The sequence below is a fragment of the Microbacterium sp. MEJ108Y genome, from assembly GCF_000834175.1.
GTDB classification, from domain to species: domain Bacteria; phylum Actinomycetota; class Actinomycetes; order Actinomycetales; family Microbacteriaceae; genus Microbacterium; species Microbacterium forte.
Window position 1 is genome coordinate 567,984 of sequence record NZ_JXQX01000038.1, and the last position, 22,282, is coordinate 590,265.

Annotated in this window: 21 protein-coding genes; 11 read left to right on the top strand and 10 right to left on the bottom strand. The window is 68.6% G+C overall.

What is annotated here, in order from left to right; translation table 11 throughout:
* Positions 1-18 precede the first annotated feature (18 nt).
* Positions 19-516, bottom strand: coding sequence for a metallophosphoesterase family protein (locus RU09_RS17570; RefSeq protein ID WP_042542102.1), 498 nt, complete (start codon positions 514-516; stop codon positions 19-21).
* A 147-nt stretch (positions 517-663) separates the two neighbouring features.
* Here RU09_RS17570 and RU09_RS17575 point away from each other — a divergent pair, with 147 nt between their 5' ends.
* Positions 664-2,124: an MFS transporter gene (locus RU09_RS17575; protein ID WP_042542103.1), complete on the top strand. Its 1,461-nt coding sequence runs from the start codon at positions 664-666 to the stop codon at positions 2,122-2,124.
* A gap of 75 nt (positions 2,125-2,199) precedes the next feature.
* Here the strand turns inward: RU09_RS17575 and RU09_RS17580 are convergent, their stop codons facing one another.
* Positions 2,200-3,231, bottom strand: coding sequence for a S66 family peptidase (locus RU09_RS17580; protein ID WP_042542104.1), 1,032 nt, complete (start codon positions 3,229-3,231; stop codon positions 2,200-2,202).
* A 93-nt stretch (positions 3,232-3,324) separates the two neighbouring features.
* Here RU09_RS17580 and RU09_RS17585 point away from each other — a divergent pair, with 93 nt between their 5' ends.
* Together RU09_RS17585 and RU09_RS17590 are read left to right on the top strand one after the other, a co-directional pair.
* Positions 3,325-3,531 carry a transcriptional regulator gene (locus RU09_RS17585; RefSeq protein WP_079112468.1) on the top strand — a complete coding sequence of 69 codons (207 nt, stop codon included), beginning with the start codon at positions 3,325-3,327 and terminating at the stop codon, positions 3,529-3,531.
* A gap of 78 nt (positions 3,532-3,609) precedes the next feature.
* Positions 3,610-5,493 (top strand): ABC transporter ATP-binding protein, encoded by a 1,884-nt coding sequence (locus RU09_RS17590; RefSeq protein WP_042542105.1) that lies wholly within the window; start codon positions 3,610-3,612, stop codon positions 5,491-5,493.
* A gap of 151 nt (positions 5,494-5,644) precedes the next feature.
* On the opposite strand, the gene RU09_RS17595 is transcribed toward RU09_RS17590, so the two are convergent.
* Positions 5,645-7,507 (bottom strand): phosphoenolpyruvate carboxykinase (GTP), encoded by a 1,863-nt coding sequence (locus tag RU09_RS17595; protein WP_042542106.1) that lies wholly within the window; start codon positions 7,505-7,507, stop codon positions 5,645-5,647.
* A 109-nt stretch (positions 7,508-7,616) separates the two neighbouring features.
* On the opposite strand from RU09_RS17595, the gene RU09_RS17600 reads away from it, so the two are divergent.
* Positions 7,617-9,059 (top strand): XRE family transcriptional regulator, encoded by a 1,443-nt coding sequence (locus RU09_RS17600; RefSeq protein ID WP_042542107.1) that lies wholly within the window; start codon positions 7,617-7,619, stop codon positions 9,057-9,059.
* A gap of 21 nt (positions 9,060-9,080) precedes the next feature.
* Here RU09_RS17600 and RU09_RS17605 read toward each other — a convergent pair whose 3' ends face one another.
* Together RU09_RS17605 and RU09_RS17610 are read right to left on the bottom strand one after the other, a co-directional pair.
* Positions 9,081-10,127 (bottom strand): winged helix DNA-binding domain-containing protein, encoded by a 1,047-nt coding sequence (locus RU09_RS17605; protein WP_042542108.1) that lies wholly within the window; start codon positions 10,125-10,127, stop codon positions 9,081-9,083.
* A 34-nt stretch (positions 10,128-10,161) separates the two neighbouring features.
* Positions 10,162-11,610, bottom strand: coding sequence for a glyceraldehyde-3-phosphate dehydrogenase (locus tag RU09_RS17610; RefSeq protein WP_042542109.1), 1,449 nt, complete (start codon positions 11,608-11,610; stop codon positions 10,162-10,164).
* 163 nt (positions 11,611-11,773) lie between these two features.
* Here RU09_RS17610 and RU09_RS17615 point away from each other — a divergent pair, with 163 nt between their 5' ends.
* A complete protein-coding gene (locus tag RU09_RS17615) occupies positions 11,774-11,998 on the top strand; it encodes an SMR family transporter (RefSeq protein ID WP_231567670.1) in 225 nt (74 codons plus the stop codon).
* Between the two features lie 43 nt (positions 11,999-12,041).
* Here the strand turns inward: RU09_RS17615 and RU09_RS17620 are convergent, their stop codons facing one another.
* Entirely contained in the window at positions 12,042-12,572 is a 531-nt protein-coding gene (locus RU09_RS17620) for a hypothetical protein (protein WP_042542111.1), read from the bottom strand.
* Positions 12,573-12,638: 66 nt separating this feature from the next.
* On the opposite strand from RU09_RS17620, the gene RU09_RS17625 reads away from it, so the two are divergent.
* Both RU09_RS17625 and RU09_RS17630 read left to right on the top strand, forming a co-directional pair.
* Positions 12,639-13,223, top strand: a complete 585-nt coding sequence (locus tag RU09_RS17625; protein WP_042542112.1) for a TetR/AcrR family transcriptional regulator — start codon at positions 12,639-12,641, stop codon at positions 13,221-13,223.
* A 148-nt stretch (positions 13,224-13,371) separates the two neighbouring features.
* A complete protein-coding gene (locus RU09_RS17630; RefSeq protein WP_042542113.1) occupies positions 13,372-15,351 on the top strand; it encodes a primary-amine oxidase in 1,980 nt (659 codons plus the stop codon).
* Between the two features lie 79 nt (positions 15,352-15,430).
* Here the strand turns inward: RU09_RS17630 and murQ are convergent, their stop codons facing one another.
* Positions 15,431-16,366 (bottom strand): N-acetylmuramic acid 6-phosphate etherase, encoded by a 936-nt coding sequence (gene murQ / locus RU09_RS17635; RefSeq protein ID WP_042542114.1) that lies wholly within the window; start codon positions 16,364-16,366, stop codon positions 15,431-15,433.
* A complete protein-coding gene (locus RU09_RS17640; protein ID WP_042542115.1) occupies positions 16,356-17,282 on the bottom strand; it encodes a BadF/BadG/BcrA/BcrD ATPase family protein in 927 nt (308 codons plus the stop codon). Before RU09_RS17640 ends, murQ begins: the two co-directional genes overlap by 11 nt.
* A 78-nt stretch (positions 17,283-17,360) precedes the next feature.
* Between RU09_RS17640 and RU09_RS17645 the strand changes: the two genes are divergently transcribed.
* Entirely contained in the window at positions 17,361-18,215 is an 855-nt protein-coding gene (locus RU09_RS17645; RefSeq protein WP_042542116.1) for a MurR/RpiR family transcriptional regulator, read from the top strand.
* An 11-nt stretch (positions 18,216-18,226) separates the two neighbouring features.
* Here RU09_RS17645 and RU09_RS17650 read toward each other — a convergent pair whose 3' ends face one another.
* Positions 18,227-19,333 carry a DUF998 domain-containing protein gene (locus RU09_RS17650; protein WP_042542117.1) on the bottom strand — a complete coding sequence of 369 codons (1,107 nt, stop codon included), beginning with the start codon at positions 19,331-19,333 and terminating at the stop codon, positions 18,227-18,229.
* 112 nt (positions 19,334-19,445) lie between these two features.
* Between RU09_RS17650 and RU09_RS17655 the strand changes: the two genes are divergently transcribed.
* Positions 19,446-20,402, top strand: coding sequence for a helix-turn-helix domain-containing protein (locus RU09_RS17655; protein ID WP_042542118.1), 957 nt, complete (start codon positions 19,446-19,448; stop codon positions 20,400-20,402).
* Positions 20,403-20,447: 45 nt separating this feature from the next.
* Here RU09_RS17655 and RU09_RS17660 read toward each other — a convergent pair whose 3' ends face one another.
* On the bottom strand, positions 20,448-20,840 hold the full coding sequence (locus RU09_RS17660) for a hypothetical protein (RefSeq protein WP_052493024.1): 393 nt from the start codon (positions 20,838-20,840) through the stop codon (positions 20,448-20,450).
* 216 nt (positions 20,841-21,056) lie between these two features.
* On the opposite strand from RU09_RS17660, the gene RU09_RS17665 reads away from it, so the two are divergent.
* Positions 21,057-21,848, top strand: a complete 792-nt coding sequence (locus RU09_RS17665) for a MoaF C-terminal domain-containing protein (protein WP_042542119.1) — start codon at positions 21,057-21,059, stop codon at positions 21,846-21,848.
* 25 nt (positions 21,849-21,873) lie between these two features.
* Positions 21,874-22,263 carry a nuclear transport factor 2 family protein gene (locus tag RU09_RS17670; RefSeq protein ID WP_042542120.1) on the top strand — a complete coding sequence of 130 codons (390 nt, stop codon included), beginning with the start codon at positions 21,874-21,876 and terminating at the stop codon, positions 22,261-22,263.
* The last annotated feature ends 19 nt before the right edge of the window (positions 22,264-22,282 follow it).

Sequence of the window (22,282 nt, forward strand, 5' to 3'; positions counted from 1 at the left end):
TTCCGCCAGGTGAGGCGTTCATGCGAGCGGCACGAGCGTGGCATCGATCCGCCGCTCGTCGATCGTGACCCGCATCATCGTGCAGACCGGCTGACGGCGCCGATCGGTCGGCGACCCGGGATTCATCAGGCGCATCCCGGAGGGGGCGACCGTGTCCCAAGGGATGTGCGAGTGCCCGAAAACGAGCAGATCCACGCCGGGGAACGCGACATCCATCCGCTCCTCGCGCTTCTGCCGCTGGCCGGTCTCGTGCACCACCGCGACGTCGACCTGTTCGACGGTGAAGCGAGCGATCTCGGGCAGGCGCTCGCGCAGCTCGGGGCCGTCGTTGTTGCCGTAGACGCCATGCAGGACCCGCGAGCGGGATTCGAGCAGATCCAGCGTCGCGAGGTCGACCCAGTCCCCCGCGTGGATCACGATGTCGGCGTCGTCGACCGCCCGCAGCACGGCGTCGGGGAGCCGCTTGGCCCGCTTCGGAACGTGGGTGTCGGCGATCAGCAGCAGTCTCGTCGTCACGGTCTTCCCCTCGCCCCGGGCATCAGCATCCGTCTCCGACTCTACGCACGCGCGCCCCGCGGACGTCACACGCACCCAGCAAACGTTCAGGAAGGCGTAGGATCTCTCGGTGCCTTGGTATACCGGGCCATGGATCTAAGGAGCAGCATGAGTACGACCACAGCGCCCGCGAATCCGCGCTCGCGCGTCATCACGGCGAGCCTCGTCGGCACCACGATCGAGTTCTACGACTTCTACGCCTATGCGACAGCGGCCGTGCTCGTGTTCCCGGTGCTCTTCTTCCCCACGGGCAACGACACCACTTCGCTGCTGTCGTCGTTCGCGGTGTTCGGTGCGGCGATGGTCGCCCGCCCGATCGGCGCGGTGGTCTTCGGTCACTTCGGCGACAAGTTCGGCCGCAAGGCCACGCTCGTCGCCTCTCTGCTCACGATGGGCATCGCGACGTTCATCATCGGGCTTCTGCCCACGTTCCAGCAGATCGGCTGGTGGGCGGCTCTCCTGCTGCTCATCCTGCGTCTCGCTCAGGGTTTCGCGCTCGGCGGCGAGTGGTCGGGGGCCGCGCTGGTCGCCACCGAGAACGCACCCCGGGGCAAGCGCGCCTGGTACGGCACGTTCCCGCAGCTGGGAGCGCCGCTCGGCTTCATCATCGCGAACTTCCTCTTCCTCGGCATCAACTGGCTGCTGCCGCACTCCGAGAACCCCGCGCTCAAGTCCGAAGCCTTCCTGTCGTGGGGCTGGCGCATCCCGTTCCTCTTCTCTGCCGTCATGGTCATCATCGGCCTGTGGGTCCGACTCAAGCTCGTCGAGTCCGACACCTTCAAGAAGGCCGAGAAGAAGGGTGCGATCCGCAAGCTGCCCCTCGCGACCGTGTTCCGCCACCACTGGAAGCAGCTGATCCTCGGCACGTTCATCATGCTGGCGACCTATGTGCTGTTCTACCTGATGACGAACTTCACCCTGGCGTACGGCACCAAGCCGGCCACGCTCGAGACGGCGTCCGCCGCCGCGCAGGCCGCTGCCGAGGCGACGGGCAAGGACTTCGACGCGTCGGCCTTCGCCGCGCAGTTCTATCCGGGTCTCGGATTCGCCTACACCGACTTCGTGCTGATGCAGATCGTCGGCGTGGTGTTCTTCGGCATCTTCACCCTGCTCTCCGGGCCGATCGCCGATTCGGTCGGCCGACGCAAGCTGCTCCTGTGGGTCACCGGGCTCATCATCGTGTTCGGCTTCACGTTCAACGCCTTCCTGCTGCCTGCGATGGACCCGAAGTTCACGGGCGCACTCGCGCAGGCGTTCCTCGTGTTCGGTTTCATGCTCATGGGCGCGACGTTCGGTCCGATGGGCGCGCTGCTTCCCGAGCTGTTCCCGACGAACGTCCGCTACACGGGCTCCGCGATCTCGTACAACGTCTCCTCGATCCTCGGCGCCGCCGTGGCCCCGCTCATCGCGCTGTGGCTCTGGGAACTCGGCGACGGCGCCCCGTGGCTCGTCGGTCTCTACCTGTCGGCGATGGGAGTGCTGACGTTCATCGCGCTGCTCCTGTCGAAGGAGACGAAGGACAACGACTACGAAGAGGACCTCGGAGTCGCGGCGGCCGTCGAACTCTGACACGTCACTTCACGCGAAAGGGCGGCACCTCCTCGGGGGTGCCGCCCTTTCGGGTGCTCGGGGTGGTCGTCGGGCTCAGTAGGAGGCGGTGATCGTCCGCGTCGACCCGTCGAGCGCCATCGTCCCCCCGTAGGGAACGATCCACTGGGGCCGTGTGTGACCGAACGGCACGCCCACGCAGACGACCGCGTCGGGGTTGTACCGCGAGACCGTCTCGATGACGGCGTCTCGCTGCGCCGCGCGCAGCGCATCGGCCTCTGCCGGCGACGGCAGGAATTCGAAGTCGCTCACCGGCGGACGCGCGACGACCACGCCCGCGACGGCATCGAGGATCCCGCGCTCTCCCAAACCGCGCATCCAGCGTGCCACCCAGCTCGCCGGCGGACGCTCCTCGCTGGTCTCCAGCAGCAGGATGCCGCCGCGCAGGTCGTATGTCGTGGGCAGCCGGTCTGCGAGCGCGAGCGCGTCGATGCTCTCGAGGCACCCGCCCCACGTGCGTCCCTCGACGCGCGATGCCGGCCCGGCCCAGGCCCACTCATCGGTCGCGATCCGGTCGCCGTACTCGGTGAGCGATAGGGGGTCTGTCCAGCGCCGTCCCACGTCCTCCGACTCGCCTGGCTCGGTGATCTCGATCGTGCCGCCGTCGAGCAGCGCAGCGCGCAGTGAGCGCAGATGCACGTCGTCGACCGCCGGCCCAGGCCCCAGGTGCACTGCCGTGGACCCTCCGTAGTAGCCGCGGATGCCGAGCCCCCACAGCCAGTTGAGGATGTTGGTGTTGTCGCTGTAGCCCAGGAACGGCTTGGGATCGGCCTGAGCGAGTGCGGCGTCGAGGTGCGGCACCACCAGGATCTGGTCATCGCCCCCGATCGTCGCGAGGATCGCGCGGATGCCGGGGTCGGCGAAGGCCGCGTTGACGTCGGCGGCCCGGGCTTCAGGGCTCGCGTCGAGCTGCCTGGTGGTCGGATACTCCACCGGGATCAGTCCGGTCAGCTGCTCGAGTCGTCGGAGAGCCTGCTCGTGGATCTCAGGCGCGACCGCAGGAGCAGCGAAGGCGGGCGACAGGACGGCGACTCGGTCGCCGGGGACGGGTTTCGATGCAGACAGCATCGGTCCAGTCTCGCATCGCGCACGCCGCGCGATCCGTCAATTTATGTTGACATCTGCTGCACCGTCAACCAATATTGACGCAGGAGGTTCACGATGACCATGAAGACCGCGATCGCCCAGGATGACGGCGGCGAGCCACTGTCCGAGCTCCACCGCCTCGCCGCCCTGCGCAGTGAACTGGCCCGCGCCGAAGAGACCCAGGTGAGACGCGCGCGCAATCTCGGGTACTCGTGGCAGGCGATCGCGAGCTCACTCGGTGTCTCGAAGCAGGCGGCGCACCGCCGATTCGGCAAGCACTGAAACGCATACAGCCCATCCACAGAATCCGTCCTCGCACGAAGTACGGTCGAACTACCCCCTTTCAGAACGAGGTTCCGCATGTCCAGCACGGCGACATCACGCCGACGCGGACGCGGCGCGCAGCACGACGGTCCGCGCGCCACCTTCCGCCAGCTCCTCCCCTTCCTCTTCGAGCACAAGCGCACGCTCATCGTCGTCGCGGTGCTCAGCGTCTTCGCAGCCGCCACGTCGCTCGCCCAACCACTGCTGGTGGGTCAGCTCATCGAAGCCGTGCAGTCCGATCAGGGACTCGGCATCCTGGTCTGGGCCCTCGTCGGTCTCGTGATCGTGTCCTCGATCATCTCCGGCTACCAGCACTACCTGCTGCAGCGCACCGGCACCGCGGTCGTGTACTCCAGCAGGCGCAAGCTGATCTCGCGCATCCTGCACCTGCCGATCAGCGAGTTCGACGCCCGACGCACCGGCGACCTGGTGTCGCGCGTCGGCACCGACACGACGCTGCTCTACGCCGTGCTCACGCAGGGACTGGCGGATGCCGTCGGCAGCGCGATCCTGTTCCTCGGCGCTCTCATCGCGATGCTCGTGATCGACCCCGTGCTGCTGCTGCTCATCGTCGTCGTGATCGGCGCCTCGGTCGTCGTCGTCACCGCGCTCAGCGGCCGCATCCGCACGGCATCCACCGCCCAGCAGGAGAAGGTCGGCGAGCTCGCCTCGGGCGTCGAGCGTGCGGTCGGCTCGATCCGCACCGTGCGCGCATCCGGGGCGACGGAACGCGAGACCGAGACGGTGTCGGCCCTCGCCTCCGAGGCCTACGGCATCGGCGTGCGCATCGCCAAGATCTCCTCGCTCGTGGTTCCGATCGCGGGAGTCGCGCTGCAGGTCTCACTGCTCGTCGTGCTCGGCGTCGGCGGCTTCAGGGTCGCGGCCGGCACCATCACCATCGCGTCGCTGATCACGTTCATCCTGTTCCTGTTCATGCTCGTGATGCCGCTCGCGACCACGTTCGGCGCGATCACCTCGGTGAACCAGGCGCTCGGTGCTCTCGGTCGCATCCAGGAAGTGCTGAACCTGCCGATCGAGACCCAGCACGATGCGGAGATCGCCGCGTCCTTCCCGCGCGACACCGCCGACCCCCTCGCCCCCGCGATCGAGTTCCGCGACGTGCGCTTCCGCTACCCCGAGAACGTGGTCGCCGCACGCCTGGCGGCCGCGAAGGAGGCGCAGACGCTTCTCGCCGATGCGCACCTCGAGCCGACGGACGACTCGGCTGTCACGGCGGAGCGTGAAGTCCTCCGCGGAGTCTCGTTCGCAGTGCCCCGCGGTGCTCGCGTCGCGCTCGTCGGCCCCAGCGGTGCAGGCAAGAGCACCATCCTCTCCCTCGTCGAGCGCTTCTACGACCCGACGGGCGGGTCGATCCGCCTCTACGGCCACGACTCGCGCACCTATCCGCGCGACGAGCTGCGCGCGCAGTTCGGCTATGTCGAGCAGGATGCCCCCACGCTCGCCGGGACCCTCGGCGACAACCTGCGTCTCGCCTCGCCGAACGCCTCGGATGAGGACTGCGAGCAGGTGCTTCGCGCCGTGAACCTGGGCGACGTGCTCGAACGCGACCCGCTGGGACTCGAGGCCGCCGTCGGAGAAGACGGCGTGATGCTCTCGGGCGGAGAACGTCAGCGTCTGGCGATCGCCCGCGCCCTGCTCACCGATGCGCCGATCCTGCTGCTCGACGAGTCGACGTCGTCTCTCGACGGCGTGAACGAGCAGCGCATGCGCGAAGCCATCGACGCGGTGTCGACCGATCGCACGCTGATCGTCATCGCTCACCGGCTGTCGACCGTCGTCGACAGCGACCTCATCGTGGTGCTGCAGGACGGCGCCGTGGTCGGTCAGGGCACTCACGCCGAGCTGATCGAGTCGACGCCGCTCTACCGCGATCTGGCGCGGCACCAGCTCCTCGCCTGACCAGGGTCACCTCGCGCACACACATGCGCGAAGGCGGGATGTCAGAGACCACTCAGCCATGGGTTCGCCTCAGCCATCCCGCCTTCGCGGTCTGGGGGTAGGGGGATCTGGAGTGTAGAGCGCCGGCTCCCCCGAACCGGCGCCCGGTCTGTCAGGCCTTGTCGAGGCGGTAGCGCAGCGAGGCGAGCTCGGCGCGCAGCGCGGCAGGCACCTTGTCTCCGAAGGTGTCGTAGAACTCCTCGGTGAGGTCGGCCTCGGTCTTCCAGGCTTCGGTGTCGATCGAGAAGAGCTCCTCGAGGTCGGCCTCCGGCACGTCGATGCCGTCGAGATTGAGATCCTCGACCAGCGGCAGGCGACCGATCGGGCTGTCGATCGTCGACACCTCGCCCGACACGCGACGGATGATCCAGTCGACGACGCGCGAGTTGTCGCCGAATCCGGGCCACAGGAAGCGCCCGTCCGAACCGCGACGGAACCAGTTGACCTGGAAGATGCGGGGTGCGCGGTCGAAACGCAGGCCCCGTCCGACCTTCAGCCAGTGGCCGAAGTAGTCGGCCATGTTGTAGCCGCAGAACGGAAGCATCGCGAACGGATCCCGACGCAGTTCGCCGACCGTGCCCTCGGCGGCCGCCGTGCGCTCCGACGAGATGTTGGATCCGAGGAACACGCCATGCGTCCAGTCCGTGGCCTCGACCACGAGCGGCACGTTGGTCGCACGTCGTCCGCCGAAGAGGATGACGTCGAGCGGCACCGCCTCTTCCCAGTCCTCCGAGATCTGCGGGCACTGGGCAGCCGAGACCGTGAAGCGCGAGTTCGGGTGCGCGGCGGGGCGACCGGATTCCGGCGTCCATGCGTTGCCCTCCCAGTCGGTGAGGTGAGGCGGAGCCTGATCGGTCAGGCCCTCCCACCACACGTCCCCGTCGGGGCGGAGTGCGACGTTCGTGAAGATCGTGTTGCCCCAGAGCGTCTCGACGGCCGTGACGTTGGTCGACTCACCCGTGCCCGGCGCGACGCCGAAGAACCCTGCCTCGGGGTTGATCGCCCAGAGGCGACCGTCTTCGCCCGGTCGGATCCACGCGATGTCGTCTCCGAGGGTCTCGACGCGCCACCCCGGAATGGTCGGGCGCAGCATGGCGAGATTCGTCTTGCCGCACGCCGACGGGAACGCCGCAGCCACGTGGTAGGCCTTGCCCGCCGGATCGATCACGCGGATGAGCAGCATGTGCTCGGCCAGCCAGCCCTCGTCACGGGCGATGACCGAGGCGATGCGCAATGCGAAGCACTTCTTGGCGAGGATCGCATTGCCGCCGTAGCCGGAGCCGAACGAGTAGACCTCGAGCGTCTCGGGGAAGTGCACGATGTATTTGTCGTCGTTGCACGGCCACTCGACATCGGGCTCTCCCTCGGCGAGCGGTGCGCCGACCGAGTGCACGGTCTTGACCCAGGGTGCGCCCTCGGCGATCTGACGGGTCACCGCGTCACCGACGCGAGTCATGATGCCGATGGATGCCACTGCGTAGGCGCTGTCGGTAACCTGGACGCCGATGTGCGAGAGCGGCCCGCCGACCGGCCCCATCGAGAACGGCACGACGAACATCGTCCGGCCTCGCATCGAGCCCTCGAAGATCTCGGTCATCTTCTCGCGCATCTGCGCAGGAGGCGCCCAGTTGTTGGTCGGACCGGCATCCTCCTCGTTCTCCGACGAGATGTAGGTGCGGCCTTCGGTGCGCGCGACGTCGCTGGGGTGCGAGCGGGCGAGGTACGAACCGGGACGCCACTCGGGGTTGAGCTTGATCAGCTTGCCCTCGTCGACGAGCCCCCGCAGCAGCCAGTCGTTCTCGGCTCGCGAGCCGTCGACCCAGTGGATGGACGCCGGCTGTGTGAGAGCGGCGATCTCATCGACCCAGGCGGCGAGCTCAGCCATCGCAGGGGTGTCATACGTCGGAGCCGTCCCGAAGGTGCGCACAGGTGCGACAGATGATGCTCGGGGGGTGAAGACTTCGGCGATCGCCATGACTACTCCTTTGAAGTGAGGGGCGTTTCCTCCATCTTCTTCTGGTTCATACCCGACTTTTCGTCATTTCATGCGATAAGAATCGCAGTTCTTTCGATAGGATCAAGGAATGGCTCCTTCCGGCATCCACCTCGCGACCCTCGGCCACCGAATCAGGCACCACCGCCTCGACAAGGGGTTCACGCTCGATGAGCTGGGCGCGCTCGTCGGCGTCGCGGGATCGCAGCTGAGCCTGATCGAGAACGGCAAGCGAGAGCCGAAGCTCTCTCTGCTGCAGGGCATCGCGCTGGCCACGGGCACCGAGGTCACCGATCTCATCTCCGGCGAGCCGCCGAACCGACGCGCCGCTCTCGAGATCGAGCTCGAGCGCGCGCAGGAGAGCCCGGTGTTCCGGCAGCTCGGCATCGCCCCGGTGCGCGTCACCAAGGGGATGAGCGACGAGACGATCGAGTCGCTGCTCGGCCTGCACCGCGAGCTGCAGCGCCGAGAGCGCGAGGCGATCGCGACTCCCGAAGAGGCCAGGCGCGCGAACACCGAACTGCGCCTGCGAATGCGCGCGCAGAACAACTACCTCGCAGACATCGAGAGGCTCGCTGAGAAGCAGCTGCGGTCGGCCGGTCACGTGCAGGGGGCCCTCACCCACCGCACGGTGAGCATCATGGCCGAGAAGCTCGGCTTCGAGCTGATCTACGTCAACGACCTGCCGCACTCGACGCGATCGGTCACCGACCTCGAGAACGGGCGGATCTACCTGCCTCCGGCATCGATCCCGGGGGGCCACGGCCTGCGCTCCATGGCGCTGCAGGCCATGGCGCACCGCCTGCTCGGCCACACGCCGCCGACCGACTACGCCGACTTCCTGCAGCAGCGGCTCGAGATCAACTACTTCGCCGCCTCGTGCCTGATGCCCGAGACGGCCTCGGTCGCCTTCCTGCAGCAGGCGAAGAAGGACCGCAACCTCGCAGTCGAGGACTTCCGCGATGCGTTCGGCGTGACCCATGAAGCCGCCGGGATGCGAATGACCAACCTGCTCACGCAGCACCTGGGGATGTCGCTGCACTTCCTCCGCGTCGATGCCACCGGCGCGATCACACGCGTCTACGAGAACGACGATCTGCCCCTGCCGATGGATGTCACCGGCGCCGTCGAGGGGCAGCGGGTGTGTCGCAAGTTCCAGGCACGGGCGGCGTTCACGCAGCAGAACCGCACGAACGAGCACCACCAGTACACCGACACGCCCTCCGGCACGTTCTGGTGCTCGACGCAGACCGGCGCATCGACCGACGGCGAGTTCTCGATCACGGTGGGCGTGCCCTTCGATGACGCCCGCTGGTGGCGCGGGCGCGAGACCGCCGACCGCGCGGTCTCCACCTGCCCTGACGAGGCATGCTGCCGCCGCCCCTCCGCCGACCTCACCGACCGGTGGAACGGCAAGGCCTGGCCCAGCGCCCGCGTGCACACGCACATGTTCTCGCCGCTGCCCCGTGGGGCGTTCCCCGGCGTCGACGACAACGAGGTCTACAACTTCCTCGGGCGCCACGCGAGCGAGTGAGCTGAGCCACGGCAGGCCGGATCAGCCGCCGAGGAATCGGGTGAATCGCGCGAGAGCGCTGCGCACCGCTTCGTCGTCGGCGTCCGCCACGAAGAGTTCGGGGGCCGAGCCGAGCGAGGCACTCGCGTGCGTCCAGCATCCGATCACCCGACCGTCAGCGATGATCGTCGCCCGCACCATGCCGTTCTTGCCCGGTCCGACCAGCGCGAGATGCTCGGGCGCGCACACCGCCGTGCGGTCGGCATACGAGATGTAGTACTCGTCGAAGGCTCCGAGCGCGAGCACGTCGGCGACGGAGGGCGAGCGACGGGGGCGAGCGCCCGACACGAACAGGCCCTCCTCGATCTCGACCACCCTGCCCGCGGCTCTGTCGCGCGCTTCTCGCGACCGGCCGAGCGTGAGCCCCGACCACCACGCGAAGTCGGCGACCCCGGCCGGGCCGTGCCCGTCGACGTAGCGCACGAAGAGCTCTGCGAGTGGGTCGTCCGGCGCCGCATGCTCGCGGATGTGCTGGTCGACGAGCACGAAGCGCTGCTCGCGGCTCACCCGCTCTCGAGTGACGACCGGTCCCTGGCAGATCAGGCCGTCGAGGGTCAGTTCGCTCAGCAGGTGGATGCCGCGCTGCCCGCTCGGGTCGATGCCGATACCGGAGAAGACCTCGAACATCTCGGCGCGCGTGAGGCCGCCGTCGCTCAGCCGCGGCACCAATGCAGCCACGGCGGCGTCGACCATCGTCCGGTCGATCCCGAGATCGCGTCGCCTGCCTGCCGCCTGCTGGCGCTGTCGGTCGCCGGTCACCGACAGCACCCAACGCAGATCGCGGGCCGGGATGATGTGCAGGGTTCCGCGCATCGTCCACGCCCGCACCAGCTCTCCCCTGTCGAAGGCGCGATCGACCAGGTGCAGCGTGGGCTCTCTGCGTGTGCGCGCAGCGAGCGCCCAGCGTCCGGCGGTGAAGTCCTGGCTCTGCACCGCGAGCATGTGCGACGCGGCGTCGGTCACCGAGGCCGCGGGAGCCGTGAGTCGATGCGAGCGCAGACGCTCGGACAGAAGGGATGCGGACTTCATGCCCTCATCATGCCCGGTGCCGCCGACAGCGCTCTCACCCGTGCAGCGTCACCTCTCGGCGCTCGGGGAGCACGATCGGATGCGAGCCGGCCATGACCTCGAGCACGCGGATCACCTGGCACGAGTATCCGTACTCGTTGTCGTACCAGACGTAGAGGACGACGTCCGTCTCGTTGGCGATGGTCGCGAGGCCGTCGACGATGCCCGCGCGGTGCGAGCCGACGAAGTCCGTCGACACGACCTCCGGGCTCTCGACGTAGTCGATCTGCTGACGCAGCTTCGAGTGCAGCGAGACCCGACGCAGGTAGTCGTTGAGCTCGTCCTTGACCGCAGGGCGCTCGAGGCTCAGGTGCAGCACGGCCAGCGAGACGTCGGGCGTAGGCACCCGGATCGCGGAACCGGTGAGCTTGCCCTCGAGCTCGGGGAGCGCTCGTGCGACGGCTTTCGCTGCTCCGGTCTCGGTGATCACCATGTTCAGCACCGCAGAGCGACCCCGGCGATCACCGCTGTGGAAGTTGTCGATGAGGTTCTGGTCGTTGGTGAACGAGTGCACCGTCTCGACATGCCCACGGACGATCCCGTACGCCTCGTCGACCGCCTTGAGCACGGGCGTGATCGCGTTCGTGGTGCACGAGGCCGCCGTGATGATGCGGTCGTCGGGCTCGATCGTGCCGTCGTTGATGCCGTGCACGATGTTCTTCAGTGCACCCTTGCCCGGGGCGGTGAGCAGCACCCGTGCGACGCCCGTGGATTCGAGGTGGCGGCTGAGACCCGCCTCGTCGCGCCAGCGCCCGGTGTTGTCGACGACGATCGCGTCGTGGATGTCGTATGCCGTGTAGTCGATCGTCGCGGGGTCGTCGGAGTAGATCACCTGGATGCGGGTGCCGTTCGCGATGATCTGGTCGGCGTCCTCGTCGACCGTGACGGAACCGGCGAAGCGGCCGTGCACCGAGTCGCGCAGCAGCAGCGATGCGCGCTTGACGAGGTCGTTCTCCGAGCCTCGGCGCACGACGATGGCACGCAGCCGCAGACCGCTGCCGCCGCCGTTGTGCGCGATGAGGATGCGGGCCAGCAGGCGCCCGATGCGTCCGAAGCCGTAGAGCACGACATCGGTGGGCGCCGCAGCGACCGCACCGACCGCGGGCGCGAGGGCGTCGGCCAGATAGACGTCGAGAGGCAGGTCGCTGTCGGCGTGACCTGCGACGAGGCGCGCCAGGTCGAGCGACGATGCACCCGGGGCGAGGTCATGAACGCCCTCGAGCACCGCGAGGGTCTCATCCACCGCGAGCCGTTCGTGCCCGAGCTGCGCCACTCGGTCGTGCACCTCGACGATGCCGGTGGCGGAGAGTCCCAACAGTCGGTGTCCGTGGAGCGACGTGACCACGTCACGCTCGCGCTTGAGTGCGCCGATGAGCGGGATCATCCGCTCGGCCAGCTCTTCTCTCGCCGTCCAGTCGTCATGGGGTGCGGCGGTTACGTTCATCTGCGTCCTTGCATGTGTGAGCGCGCCGAGGTCGCCGGCGCGCGAGATTGCCGGGTGAGCTTCGGGGGATGCCTCCAGGGTACGCGCCGCGCTGCGGGGTTCAGAAATCGCGGCCTCCGCCCGCCGTTCACCTGCGCGACAGGGAATCCTGCGGTGGATCCCCGTGATCGTCGTCGGCTACCTCGCCGCCTTCACCCTGCTCGGAACCATCCTCGCCATGGGCATGCCTGTGGGCGTCGCCTACGGCGTGTGGTCAGCGGCCGGCGTCGCCATCACGGCGATCCTCGGCCGTGTGATCTTCAAGGACCACTTCTCGGTGCTGATGGCGATCGGCGTCGCCCTGATCGCTCTGGGTGTGCTGCTGATCGAATTCGGCGGATCGCACTGACGCTTCCCGCCTGCGGCGCTGCGCGTCAAGACGGCGGTCGAATTCAGAACCCCACGCACATCACGCTGACTCCCGCCGCCATCGCCCACGACTCGACCGTGAGCAGGCGGGCGGTCCGGCCCTGGTGCACGGGCACGATCACCCACTCGGAGACGACCGTCCAGAGCACCACTCCGATGACCCCCGCCACCACGAGCACCGACAGGAGTCCGTCGAGACCGTGGCCGCCGTGGCCGCCCGACTCGACCAGCGCCTCGCCCGTCGACAGGCTCTCGAACGAGCAGATCGCCATCACAAGCGACACCAGCGCGCGGTGGCAGCAGGTGGCCGCCGCCGGCGTTCCCCGCACGCCTGCCGTGCCGAGCATCGCAGACGCGAGAAGGACGATCCCGAGCACGAGACCGATCATCGCGTCGCCGCCGCTCACTGCGATGACGATCATCGCGCCGGCCATGATCAGCGCGCTCTGCCTCCCCTGCCACGGCACGGCCCGCCAGACCGCGACGCACGCCGCGGCCGAGACGACGGCGGCGAGCGCCATCAGCCACGGTGCTGCGGGGAGGAGGTGATCCACACACGCATCATATTGATCGACTGCTCAAAATAGCGATACCTGCGTCGGATGCGCGAGGATGGGCGTGTGCCCCGCGTCGTAGACCACGATGAGCGCCGCCGGCAGATCGCCGAGGCGCTGCTCGCCGTGGCCGCCCGCGACGGGCACGAGGCGGTGTCGTCTCGCGCCGTGGCCAAGGAGCTCGGCGTCGCGACGGGCTCACTCTGGCACTACTTCGACGGATTCGACGACGTGATCCGCGCGGCGGCGGCGGAGATCACCCGGCGCACGGACGAGCGCATCCGATCGGTGACCGCGGGGCTCCGCGGGCTCACCAGACTCGACGCCCTGATGCGGGAAGTCCTTCCCGTCGAGGCGGAGACACGCACCGAGGCGTACGTGGTCGTCGGATTCTGGGGACGCCTCGCGACGCTCGCGTCCTCCCCGGACGCCGGATCCCCCACGCTCGCGACCTGGCAGGACCGCATCAGCGAGGCCATCGATGAGGCGATCGTCGACGGCGAGCTGTCGGATGCCACGCCGAAGCAGGCGGTGATGTCGCTGCTCCGATCGATCACGTACGGGCAGCAGGTGCTCGAGGTCACCGAGCCGCGCGGCGCCGAGGCGCATCTCGCAGTGCTCGACAGCATCCTCTCGCCCTGGCGCGCCTGAACCCCTCGCGCCCACCCAACACCCCGCGCCCGCGCTCGCGCTCTGCGCAGAGTCGATCGTCAGCAGGCTCTTGTGCACCCCGCCACACCGTCGTACCATCGAGCCAATCCGTTTATTGAGCGCTCGCTCGAAATAGTGAGGTACGACGATGTCCCACCCCCAGCCCGTCTCCATCGACCGGATCCCGACGCCGCATCCGCTCGACCCGCTCACCGGCGCCGAGATCGCCGCAGCCCGCGCCGTGCTCGAATCCGCCGGGCTGCTCGGCGAGACGGTTCGCGTGCCGATGCTCCTGCCGGACGAGCCCACCAAGCAGGAGCTCGCCGCGTGGACGCCCGGCTCCCCCATCGACCGGCGGGTCGACGCGACCCTGCTCGACACCGCGACCGGGGTCGCCACCGAGGTGGTCGTCTCGATCACCCGCGGCGAGGTCCTGCGCAACGAAAGGGTGCCCAACGACGCGCCCCCTTACGGCCAGCCGCAGTACCTCTTCGAGGAGTACGAGCGCGCGGAGGCGATCGCGAAGGCCTCGCCCGAGTGGCAGGCGGCGATGACGCGCCGCGGACTCGCAGATCACATGGAGCTCGCGTTCTGCGGCCCGCTCGCCCCGGGCTACACCGGCCGTGCCGACGAGGTGGGTCGCCGCGTCATCCGCTCGCTCACCTTCCTGAGGTACGACGAGAACGACTCCCCCTGGGCGCATCCGGTCGAAGGCCTCGTGGTGCACATCGATCTGACCGCGGGCAGCGTCATCCGCATCGACGACGAGGGCGATGTGCCGGTGCCCGCGGGTCACGGCAACTACTACCCCGAGGTGCAGGGCGCGGCGCGCACGACGCTCAAGCCCACCGAGATCACCCAGCCGGAGGGGCCGAGCTTCGCCGTCACCGGATCTCTGGTCGAGTGGGAGAACTGGTCGATGCGGGTCAGCTTCAATGCGCGCGAGGGGCTCGTGCTGCACGACGTCGCGTTCGACGGACGCTCGGTGCTCAGCAGAGCGAGCGTGCCCGAGATGGTCGTGCCCTACGGCGACACCGCGCCAGGTCGCTTCTGGATCAGCTACTTCGATGCCGGTGAGTACCTGCTCGGCAAGAACGCGAACCACCTCGAGCTGGGTTGCGACTGCCTGGGCGTGATCCGCTACCTCGACGGCTACGTCGCCGACGATCACGGTCACCCCGTGCGCATCCCCAACGTCGTCTGCATGCACGAGGAGGACTACGGCATCCTCTGGAAGCACACCGACCTCGCGGGACGCTCGGATGTGCGCCGCTCGCGACGCTTCGTGGTGTCGTACTTCTCGACGATCGGCAACTACGACTACGGCTTCTACTGGCACTTCTACCTCGACGGCTCGATCGAGGTCGTGGCCAAGGCGACGGGAATCGTGTTCGCAGGTGCCGGCGAACCCGGCGTGCAGCAGAAGCACGCCACCGAGCTCGCCCCAGGGGTGTTCGCCCCCGTGCACCAGCACCTGTTCTGCGCTCGACTCGACGTCGCGATCGACGGCGACAAGAACCGCCTGTTCGAGATCGACGCTCAGCGCATCCCCATGGGGCCCGACAACCCGTTCGGCAACGCGTTCACCTGGTCGGAGACTCAGCTCTCCTCCGAGTCCACCGCTCAGCGCGATGCCGATTCGTCCGTCGCGCGCGCCTGGGAGGTGCAGAGCACATCGCGCACGAACCATGTCGGGCGCCCGACCGCGTACCACCTGATCCCCCAGCCGACCGCACTGCTGATGGCCGACCCCGAGTCATCCGTGGCGGCGCGAGCAGCCTTCGCGACCAGGCACCTGTGGGCGACGCAGCACGAGCAGGGGCAGATCTGGCCCGCCGGCCGGTATCCGAACGCGCATCAGGGCGGCTCCGGCCTGCCCGAATACACCGCCGGAGACCGATCGCTCGACGGCGAGGACATCGTGCTGTGGCACACGTTCGGCCTGACGCACTTCCCTCGCCCCGAGGACTGGCCGATCATGCCCGTCGACTACGCCGGATTCTGGTTCAAGCCCAACGGGTTCCTCGATCAGAACCCCGCGATGGACGTCCCGGAGTCGTCTCAGGCGCACGTCTCTGCGGATGCAGGATGCTGCGGAGGCGGCGGATCCTGCACCTGCGACCACTGACCCTCGGCGTCGCTGTCGTAGGTCAGCGCGTCGTCGTCATCCGGAAGCCCCTGGCGGAAGCACGCGGCGAACGTGCCCCTCAAGAGAGTCGGGCGATCGCGACGCGCAGGATTCCGTCAGCCTCGTCGAGCGCCTGAGCCGAGTCATCTGCCGATGCCCCCGTGGAGATCATCAGGATCGCCAGCTTGACGGAGCCGCCGGCCGCGTCCAGCGCGGCGGAGGCTTCGTCGACCCCGGCGCCGGTGAGCTCGGTCACCGTGCGGATCGAGCGCGCGTGCAGCTTCTCGTTCGTGGCCAGCAGGTCGACCATCACGCCGTGGTGCGTCTTGCCGAGCTTGATCATCGAAAGGGTGGTGAGCATGTTCACGACGAGCTTCTGCGCGGTTCCCGACTTCAGACGCGTCGACCCCGAGATGAACTCCGGCCCGGTGACGACCTCGATCGCGATCTCGGCGACAGCCCCGATCTCGGATGCCGGGTTCGAGGCGATCGCGACGGTGAGCGCGCCGACTTTCCGCGCGAACTCGAGGCCGCCCACGACGTAGGGGGTGCGACCGGACGCCGAGATGCCGACGACCGTGTCGCGCTCGGTGAGCCCGAGCTCCTGCAGCGAGGCCGCCGCGGCTTCGTCGTCGTCCTCGGCGTTCTCGACCGCAGCGCGGATAGCCGTCTCCCCGCCGGCGATCAACCCCACGACCATCGAGGGGTCCGTACCGAAGGTCGGCGGGCATTCGCTGGCGTCGAGCACTCCGACGCGGCCCGCGGTGCCCGCCCCGAGGTAGATGAGGCGCCCGCCGGCGCGGAAGCGTTCGGTGATGCCGTCGACGGCTGCAGCGATCTCCGCGCTGCGCTCTCCGACCGCGGTCGGGACACGGTGATCCTCGGCGTTCATGCGCCGCACGAGCTCGGCTGTCTCGAGCAGGTCGAGATCGCCCCGCTCCGTCGTCGACGCCTCCGTGCCGAGCGTCGAGAGGACGTCGAGGAGGGCGGTCAGTCTGGCGTGTTCATTCGGCACGATGCACGAACCTTTCATGGGGAAGATCAGTGCGCTCCGCGAGCAGGAGCGCTCCGTCGATGGCGTCACCGGCTGAGGCGGCGACAGCGCGGCCCGCGGCGCCCAGCGCCCGGTCGAGTGCCGAGCGGAACCAGACATGTGCGGTGAGTCCGCCGTGGAGGGCGACATCTCGGCTGTCCGCAGACGCGGCGACCGCCGATGCGACCAGGAGACGGACGCCCTCGGCGACGATCTCCACCGAGACGGGGTCGCCGCTCTCTGCCGCATCGAGCACCAGCGGTGCGAGTGCCGCGAGGCGACGGGGCAGCGGGCCATCGGTCGCGAGCCAGGCGGGAATCGCCGCAGGGCCGCCGATCGTCGCGCCCACGGCATCCGTGAGCACTGTCGTGGGTGCGAGGCCGACCGAGGCACGCAGGACAGCGCGCAGCGCCTCTCGCCCGAACCAGGATCCGCTGCCGAAATCCCCCAGCTCGGGTCCCCACCCGTCGACGAGGGTGGCCACCTCGCCGTCGATGCCGAGGGCCGCTGCGCCGGTCCCGGCGATCAGGAGCACGCCTGCCCCGCCACCGAGCGCTCCTGCGTGGGCGGACACGACGTCAGAGGTCACGGACACCGGCACCCGCATCGCTCGGGCGAGCCCGTGTGCGAGCTCGGATGCGGCCTCGGGGGCCGCCCAGGCTCCCGCAGCGCCCACCGAGACGTCTGAGATCGGCTCATCGAGTCGCTCTCTCAACGGGAGGATCGCGGCGAGTGCTGCGGCGACACCGTCTGCGGCCGCAAGACCGGGTGCCCCGATGCCGTCGTACACGGGCCGGCGCTGAGGGCGGAGATCGTTCGCGCCCCACGGCCCCGAGATCACCGCACGGCATCGCGATTTGCCGAGGTCGACGGCGACATGGGCTCGCGAAGCAGACATGGAAATAGTCTACGCACCAGCGGTCGGGCATGAAAGAATTGTTCACACGACCGAAATCCGCCCCCCGCCAGGAGAGCCATGAGCATCCAGACGACCATCGCGACAGCGGCCGAGAAGCTGCCGCCGTCGCTGGCGCGCATCGCTCGGACGATCGCCGACGATCCCACCCTCGTCGTCGACAGCACGATCACCGAGATCGCTGCGAGGTGCGACACCTCGGTGGCCTCGGTCGTCCGCTTCTGCCGCACGATCGGGGTGAACGGCTACGCCGCGTTGAGAATGGCGCTGGCCACCGAGCTCGGCCGCGAGTCGGTGCAGTTCCCTGCGGCATCCGGTTTCGGTTCCGAGATCTCCGCGGCCGACACGCTGCGCGAAGCGACGGCGAAGCTCGCGGCGCTGGAGCTGCTGGCCATCGAGGAGACGATCGCGAACCTCGATTACGACAGCCTCGCCGCTGCGGTCGAAGCGATCGACGACGCCGATCGCGTGCTGCTGTTCGGCATCGGAGCGAGCGGGCAGGCAGCTGCCGACCTCGGCCGCAAGCTGCTCCGCATCGGACACGCGGCGATCGTGCTCACCGACTCTCACGAGGCGAGCGCCGCCGCATCGCTCGGAGCGAGGAAGACGGTCGCCATCGGCTTCTCGCACTCGGGGACGACCCGCGAGACCGTGCACTTCCTGCAGACCGCGCGCGCCGCGGCCGGCGTCACGATCGGTGTCACGGGAGGATCATCATCACCCGTCACCGAGAGCTGTGATCACGCCCTGCTGACTCGTGCCCGCGAGCCGCGACTCCGCGCCGGGGCGATGGTCAGCCGGATCGCGCAGCTCGCCGTCGTGGACTGCCTGTTCGTCGGCGTCGCGCAGCGCCGACATGCGCACACGATCCACGCCCTCCAGCGCACCGCCGACGCCACGCAGCCGTTGCGCTGAACAGGCGGCTCTCAGGCCGGAACCGGCTCGTGCCGACGCTCCGGATCGACCGATCCAGCCGTCCGCAGGAACACGATGATCCAGCTGAAGATCAGCACGGCGGCGATCAGCTCGACCGCTGTGAGGTTGTAGTAGCCGACGGCGAAGAACGACGCGAGCAGGATGATCACCAGCACGTAGGCCCAGCCGAACGCCACGAAGACCCGAGGGATCGTGCGCAGGAACCACGGCAGACCCACCACGACGACCGCGAACACGACGACCATGCCGGTGGCCACCGTGTTGTGCACGAGGAAGAACTCGTCGACGGGGAAGATCCCGACGCACGCGAGGAAGATGCCCATCAGGATCAGACCGCCGCGCACGATGAAGCGGCCGCGCCGATCGATCGGGTCGTCCACCGGCAGCCCCGCCGTGGCGTAGCGCGCGATCGTCGTGACCATGACGCCGGCGATGATCAGTGTGATGTTGAAGGCGGCCGAAGCGCTGTTGGTGCTCATACCGAGCGCCGAGAGGTTGTCCTGCCACCAGTGCACATCGCTGGAGGCGAGCATCGCGGCGAATGCGCCGACCACGAGGAACACCGCGAGCACGAGCGACAGCACTGTCGGCGTCAGCGCCACGGCGCTGAGGAATGTCACATAGGCGGTGAGGGCGAACGCCACAGCCACCAGGACCGCGCCCGGAAACGCGAAGACCGGGGCGTCGGTGAAGCTGCGCTCGAGCAGCTCGGCGATGCCGAGCCACCCCAGGTAGGCGATGGCTGCATGCGCGAAGGCGATCGCGGCCAGGTCGTACCAGCGCAACCGATCCCCCGGAACGCTGAATCCGTCGCGGGTGCCGTCCGGCGCGATCGTCGCGGGCCTGACGACGAGGCGGCCGAGCGCGAAGGCGAGCACCGCGGTGATCGCACCCCCATAAGCTGCGAACGCTCCGATCGAGCCGGTGCCGCTGATCGCCATCTCCTGGCCCCAGAAGACCGGCCACCCGATCGCGAACCCGAGCACGAAGAACACCGCCCCGACGATCAGCGCGGTGGCTTCGAACACCGCATCCGCCGTGTCGGGTCCCCGCAGCTGACGCAGGACCTGCATGACCTTGTCACCGAGATATCGCATCGCTGGCCTCCGCCCACATCATAGAAGCCTCGCCCTCTGGACGGTGCCGGTGATAACATCACGGCACGGATCGTATACAACGTCGTCGTTCCACCACCCGAGGTGATCAGTCATGAACGGTGCACTCGCCGCCCCCGCCGAATCGGTGTCGACGCTCGTCGCGCGCAACATCAGCGAATTCCGCGCCGCCGTCTCGGAGTCCTTCGTGCCGCTGCAGGTCTCGACCGCCGGGCCCGACCACTTCCGCGGGATCATCCGCGGCGCGTCGGTCGATGAGGTGCACGTGAACGAGGTGCGCGCCACGTCGCACGTCGTGGAGCGGACGCCCGAGCTCATCGCGCGCAGCGACCGGTCGTACTTCAAGCTCAGCCTCATGCTCGCAGGCACCGGGATGCTGATCCAGGACGAACGGGAAGCCGTGCTCCAGGCCGGGGATCTCGCCGTGTACGACACCGATCGTCCCTACTCCCTGGTCTTCGACGACGACTTCCGCACGATGGTCGTCATGTTCCCGAAGCATCTGATCAGCCTCCCCTCCGACATGATCGGGCAGCTCACCGCTGTGCGGATCTCGGGTCAGGGCGGTCTCGGCGGGATGGTCGTGCCCTATCTCACGCAACTCGCCGGCAACCTCGATCAGCTCGCCGGAACGACGGGAGCCCGGCTGGCGCACAGCGCGCTGGACCTCGTCACGACGGTGTTCACCCGCGAACTCGGCCTTGACGAAGCGTCGGCCGATCCTCATCGCGCTCTCGTGCAGCGCATCCGCTCGTACATCGACCGCAACCTCGCCTCGACCGACCTCGGACCTGCGACCATCGCGTCGGCGCATTTCATCTCGACCCGCCACCTGCACGGACTGTTCCAGGAGCAGGGCGTGACCGTCTCGACGTGGATCCGCACGCGCCGCCTCGAGCAGTGCCGTCGTGATCTGCTCGACCCGATGCTCGCCGATCGTCCCGTCGCCGCGATCGCCGCCCGGTGGGGCTTCGTCGATGCGGCGCACTTCAGTCGCGCATTCAAGACCGCCTTCGGCATCTCCCCCAGCGAGTACCGCGCAGCGCACTGACCCGGGACCGTTCAGCCCGTCGAACGGCGCTCGGCGTACGGCCTGTCAGGGAACGTAGACCGGCGGTGCGAACATCGTGCCTCCGTAGAGCAGCTGCACCGCGACGAAACCCGGCAGCGACACCGCAACGACGAGCACCACCGCCAGCGCCAGACTTGCCGGCACTCCGCGCCGTCCACCGTCGTGGACGGCGAAGAACGCTCCGATCGCGACCAGGGCATGGAACACCAGCACCGGCACGAGGCCGACGGTGAATCCCCAGCCCTCCATCGTCGACCCGGCGCTGACGGCCTTGGACTGCTCGCTGAACTGCTCCTCGTAGGACATTCCGCACCACACCCACGCCACGGCGAAGAGGAGCAGAGCGAAGAAGACGGATGCCGTCCAGGCGACTGCCTTGACCGCCGGCGACAGGGCCGGCCGAGGTTCTGTTCGCATGCCTCATCCTGACAGCCGAGAGCGCGGCGAGGACGACGGCACGGCAGACTCCCGCCTCATCCTTGCTCTGCAGGGCACGCCGGTTGACTGTCGGCGCGCGATGGCGCCGCCTCTCTTGAGCGGATGCCGTGCCCGGCCGGAGCATGGGGCAAGCGCACCGCGATGACGCGATGCCCGGAGCGACGATGCTCCGCTGGATGCGACGTCAGGACCCCCATGATCGCCCCTGTCACGACCGATTCCGCCCTCGACGAATGGCGCACCTACGACGAGTTCGCCGCGGGCATCGACACCTTCCGACTGCCGAACGCCTCGCTGTCGGGCACCGCGCTGGCGCTCGCCCTCGATGACGGCTCGACGCTCTCGTTGACGTTCGACGGGATCGCCGTCACCTGGTCGGGCCTCGGAGCAGACGGCACCGACCCGTACGACGCCGTGGCCGTGCGCGACGACGTGGTGTTCGTGAACATCCCGCTCGAGAGCCGCGAGCGCGAGGCCATCACCGTCGTGTACTCGACGACGACGCACCGGGCGACCGTCGTGCGGTCGCGGATCGCGGCCGAGGCCGTCGAGGGCATCCCGCAGGTCGGGCAGGACTTCTGGGCGGCGACCACCGACGGTGGCACCGCGACGGGCTCAGTGCCCGGGCCGAGCCGAGACCTCATCGGCAAGCGCAACGTCTACCGATACAGCCCGCACCACCTCTACGAGCACGTGTACATCTCGAGCCGCCGCTATGCATGGCAGTGCCTGGAGGGTGTGCAGCGCGGGCACGGCGACATGGACCTCTCGACGGTCTGGAAGTTCGCCGACGGGCTCTACCTGTTCTGCTTCCGTGAGTTCCGCATCGCGGTCGCGAGTGTCTGGCTGCACGACCTCGGCTACCAGCTGATGACGACCGGGATCTTCCTCGGCCTGAACGGCGACGGCGACGCCGAGCACTCACGAGGCGGCGGCCACATCTATCCGCTCGGGTCCGTCGAGTACCCCGACGCTCAGCCCGTCTGACCGACGACTTTCAGGAAGGACTCCGATGAGCAACGCAGACATCATCACCGCGCACTACGCGGCGAGCGACCGCGGCGACCTCGACGGCATGCTCGCACCGCTCGCCGACGACGTGAGCTGGACCGAGGCCGCCGGCTTCCCCTACGCCGGCACATACCTGGGACCGGATGCGGTGGCTGCGGGTGTCTTCCAGCGCATCCACGACGAGTGGGACGACTACACGGTCGCCATCGACGAGGTCATCGACGGCGGAGACGTGGTCGTGGGCATCGGCACCTACTCGGGTACGTACCGAGCGACCGGCCGATTCTTCGCCGCCCGCGTCGCGCACGTCTGGCGCCTGATCGATCACAGGGTCGTCGCTTTCGAGCAGTTCACCGACACCGAACTGGTCAACCGCGCGCTGCGCGACTGACCGCAGCAGTCCCGAAGCA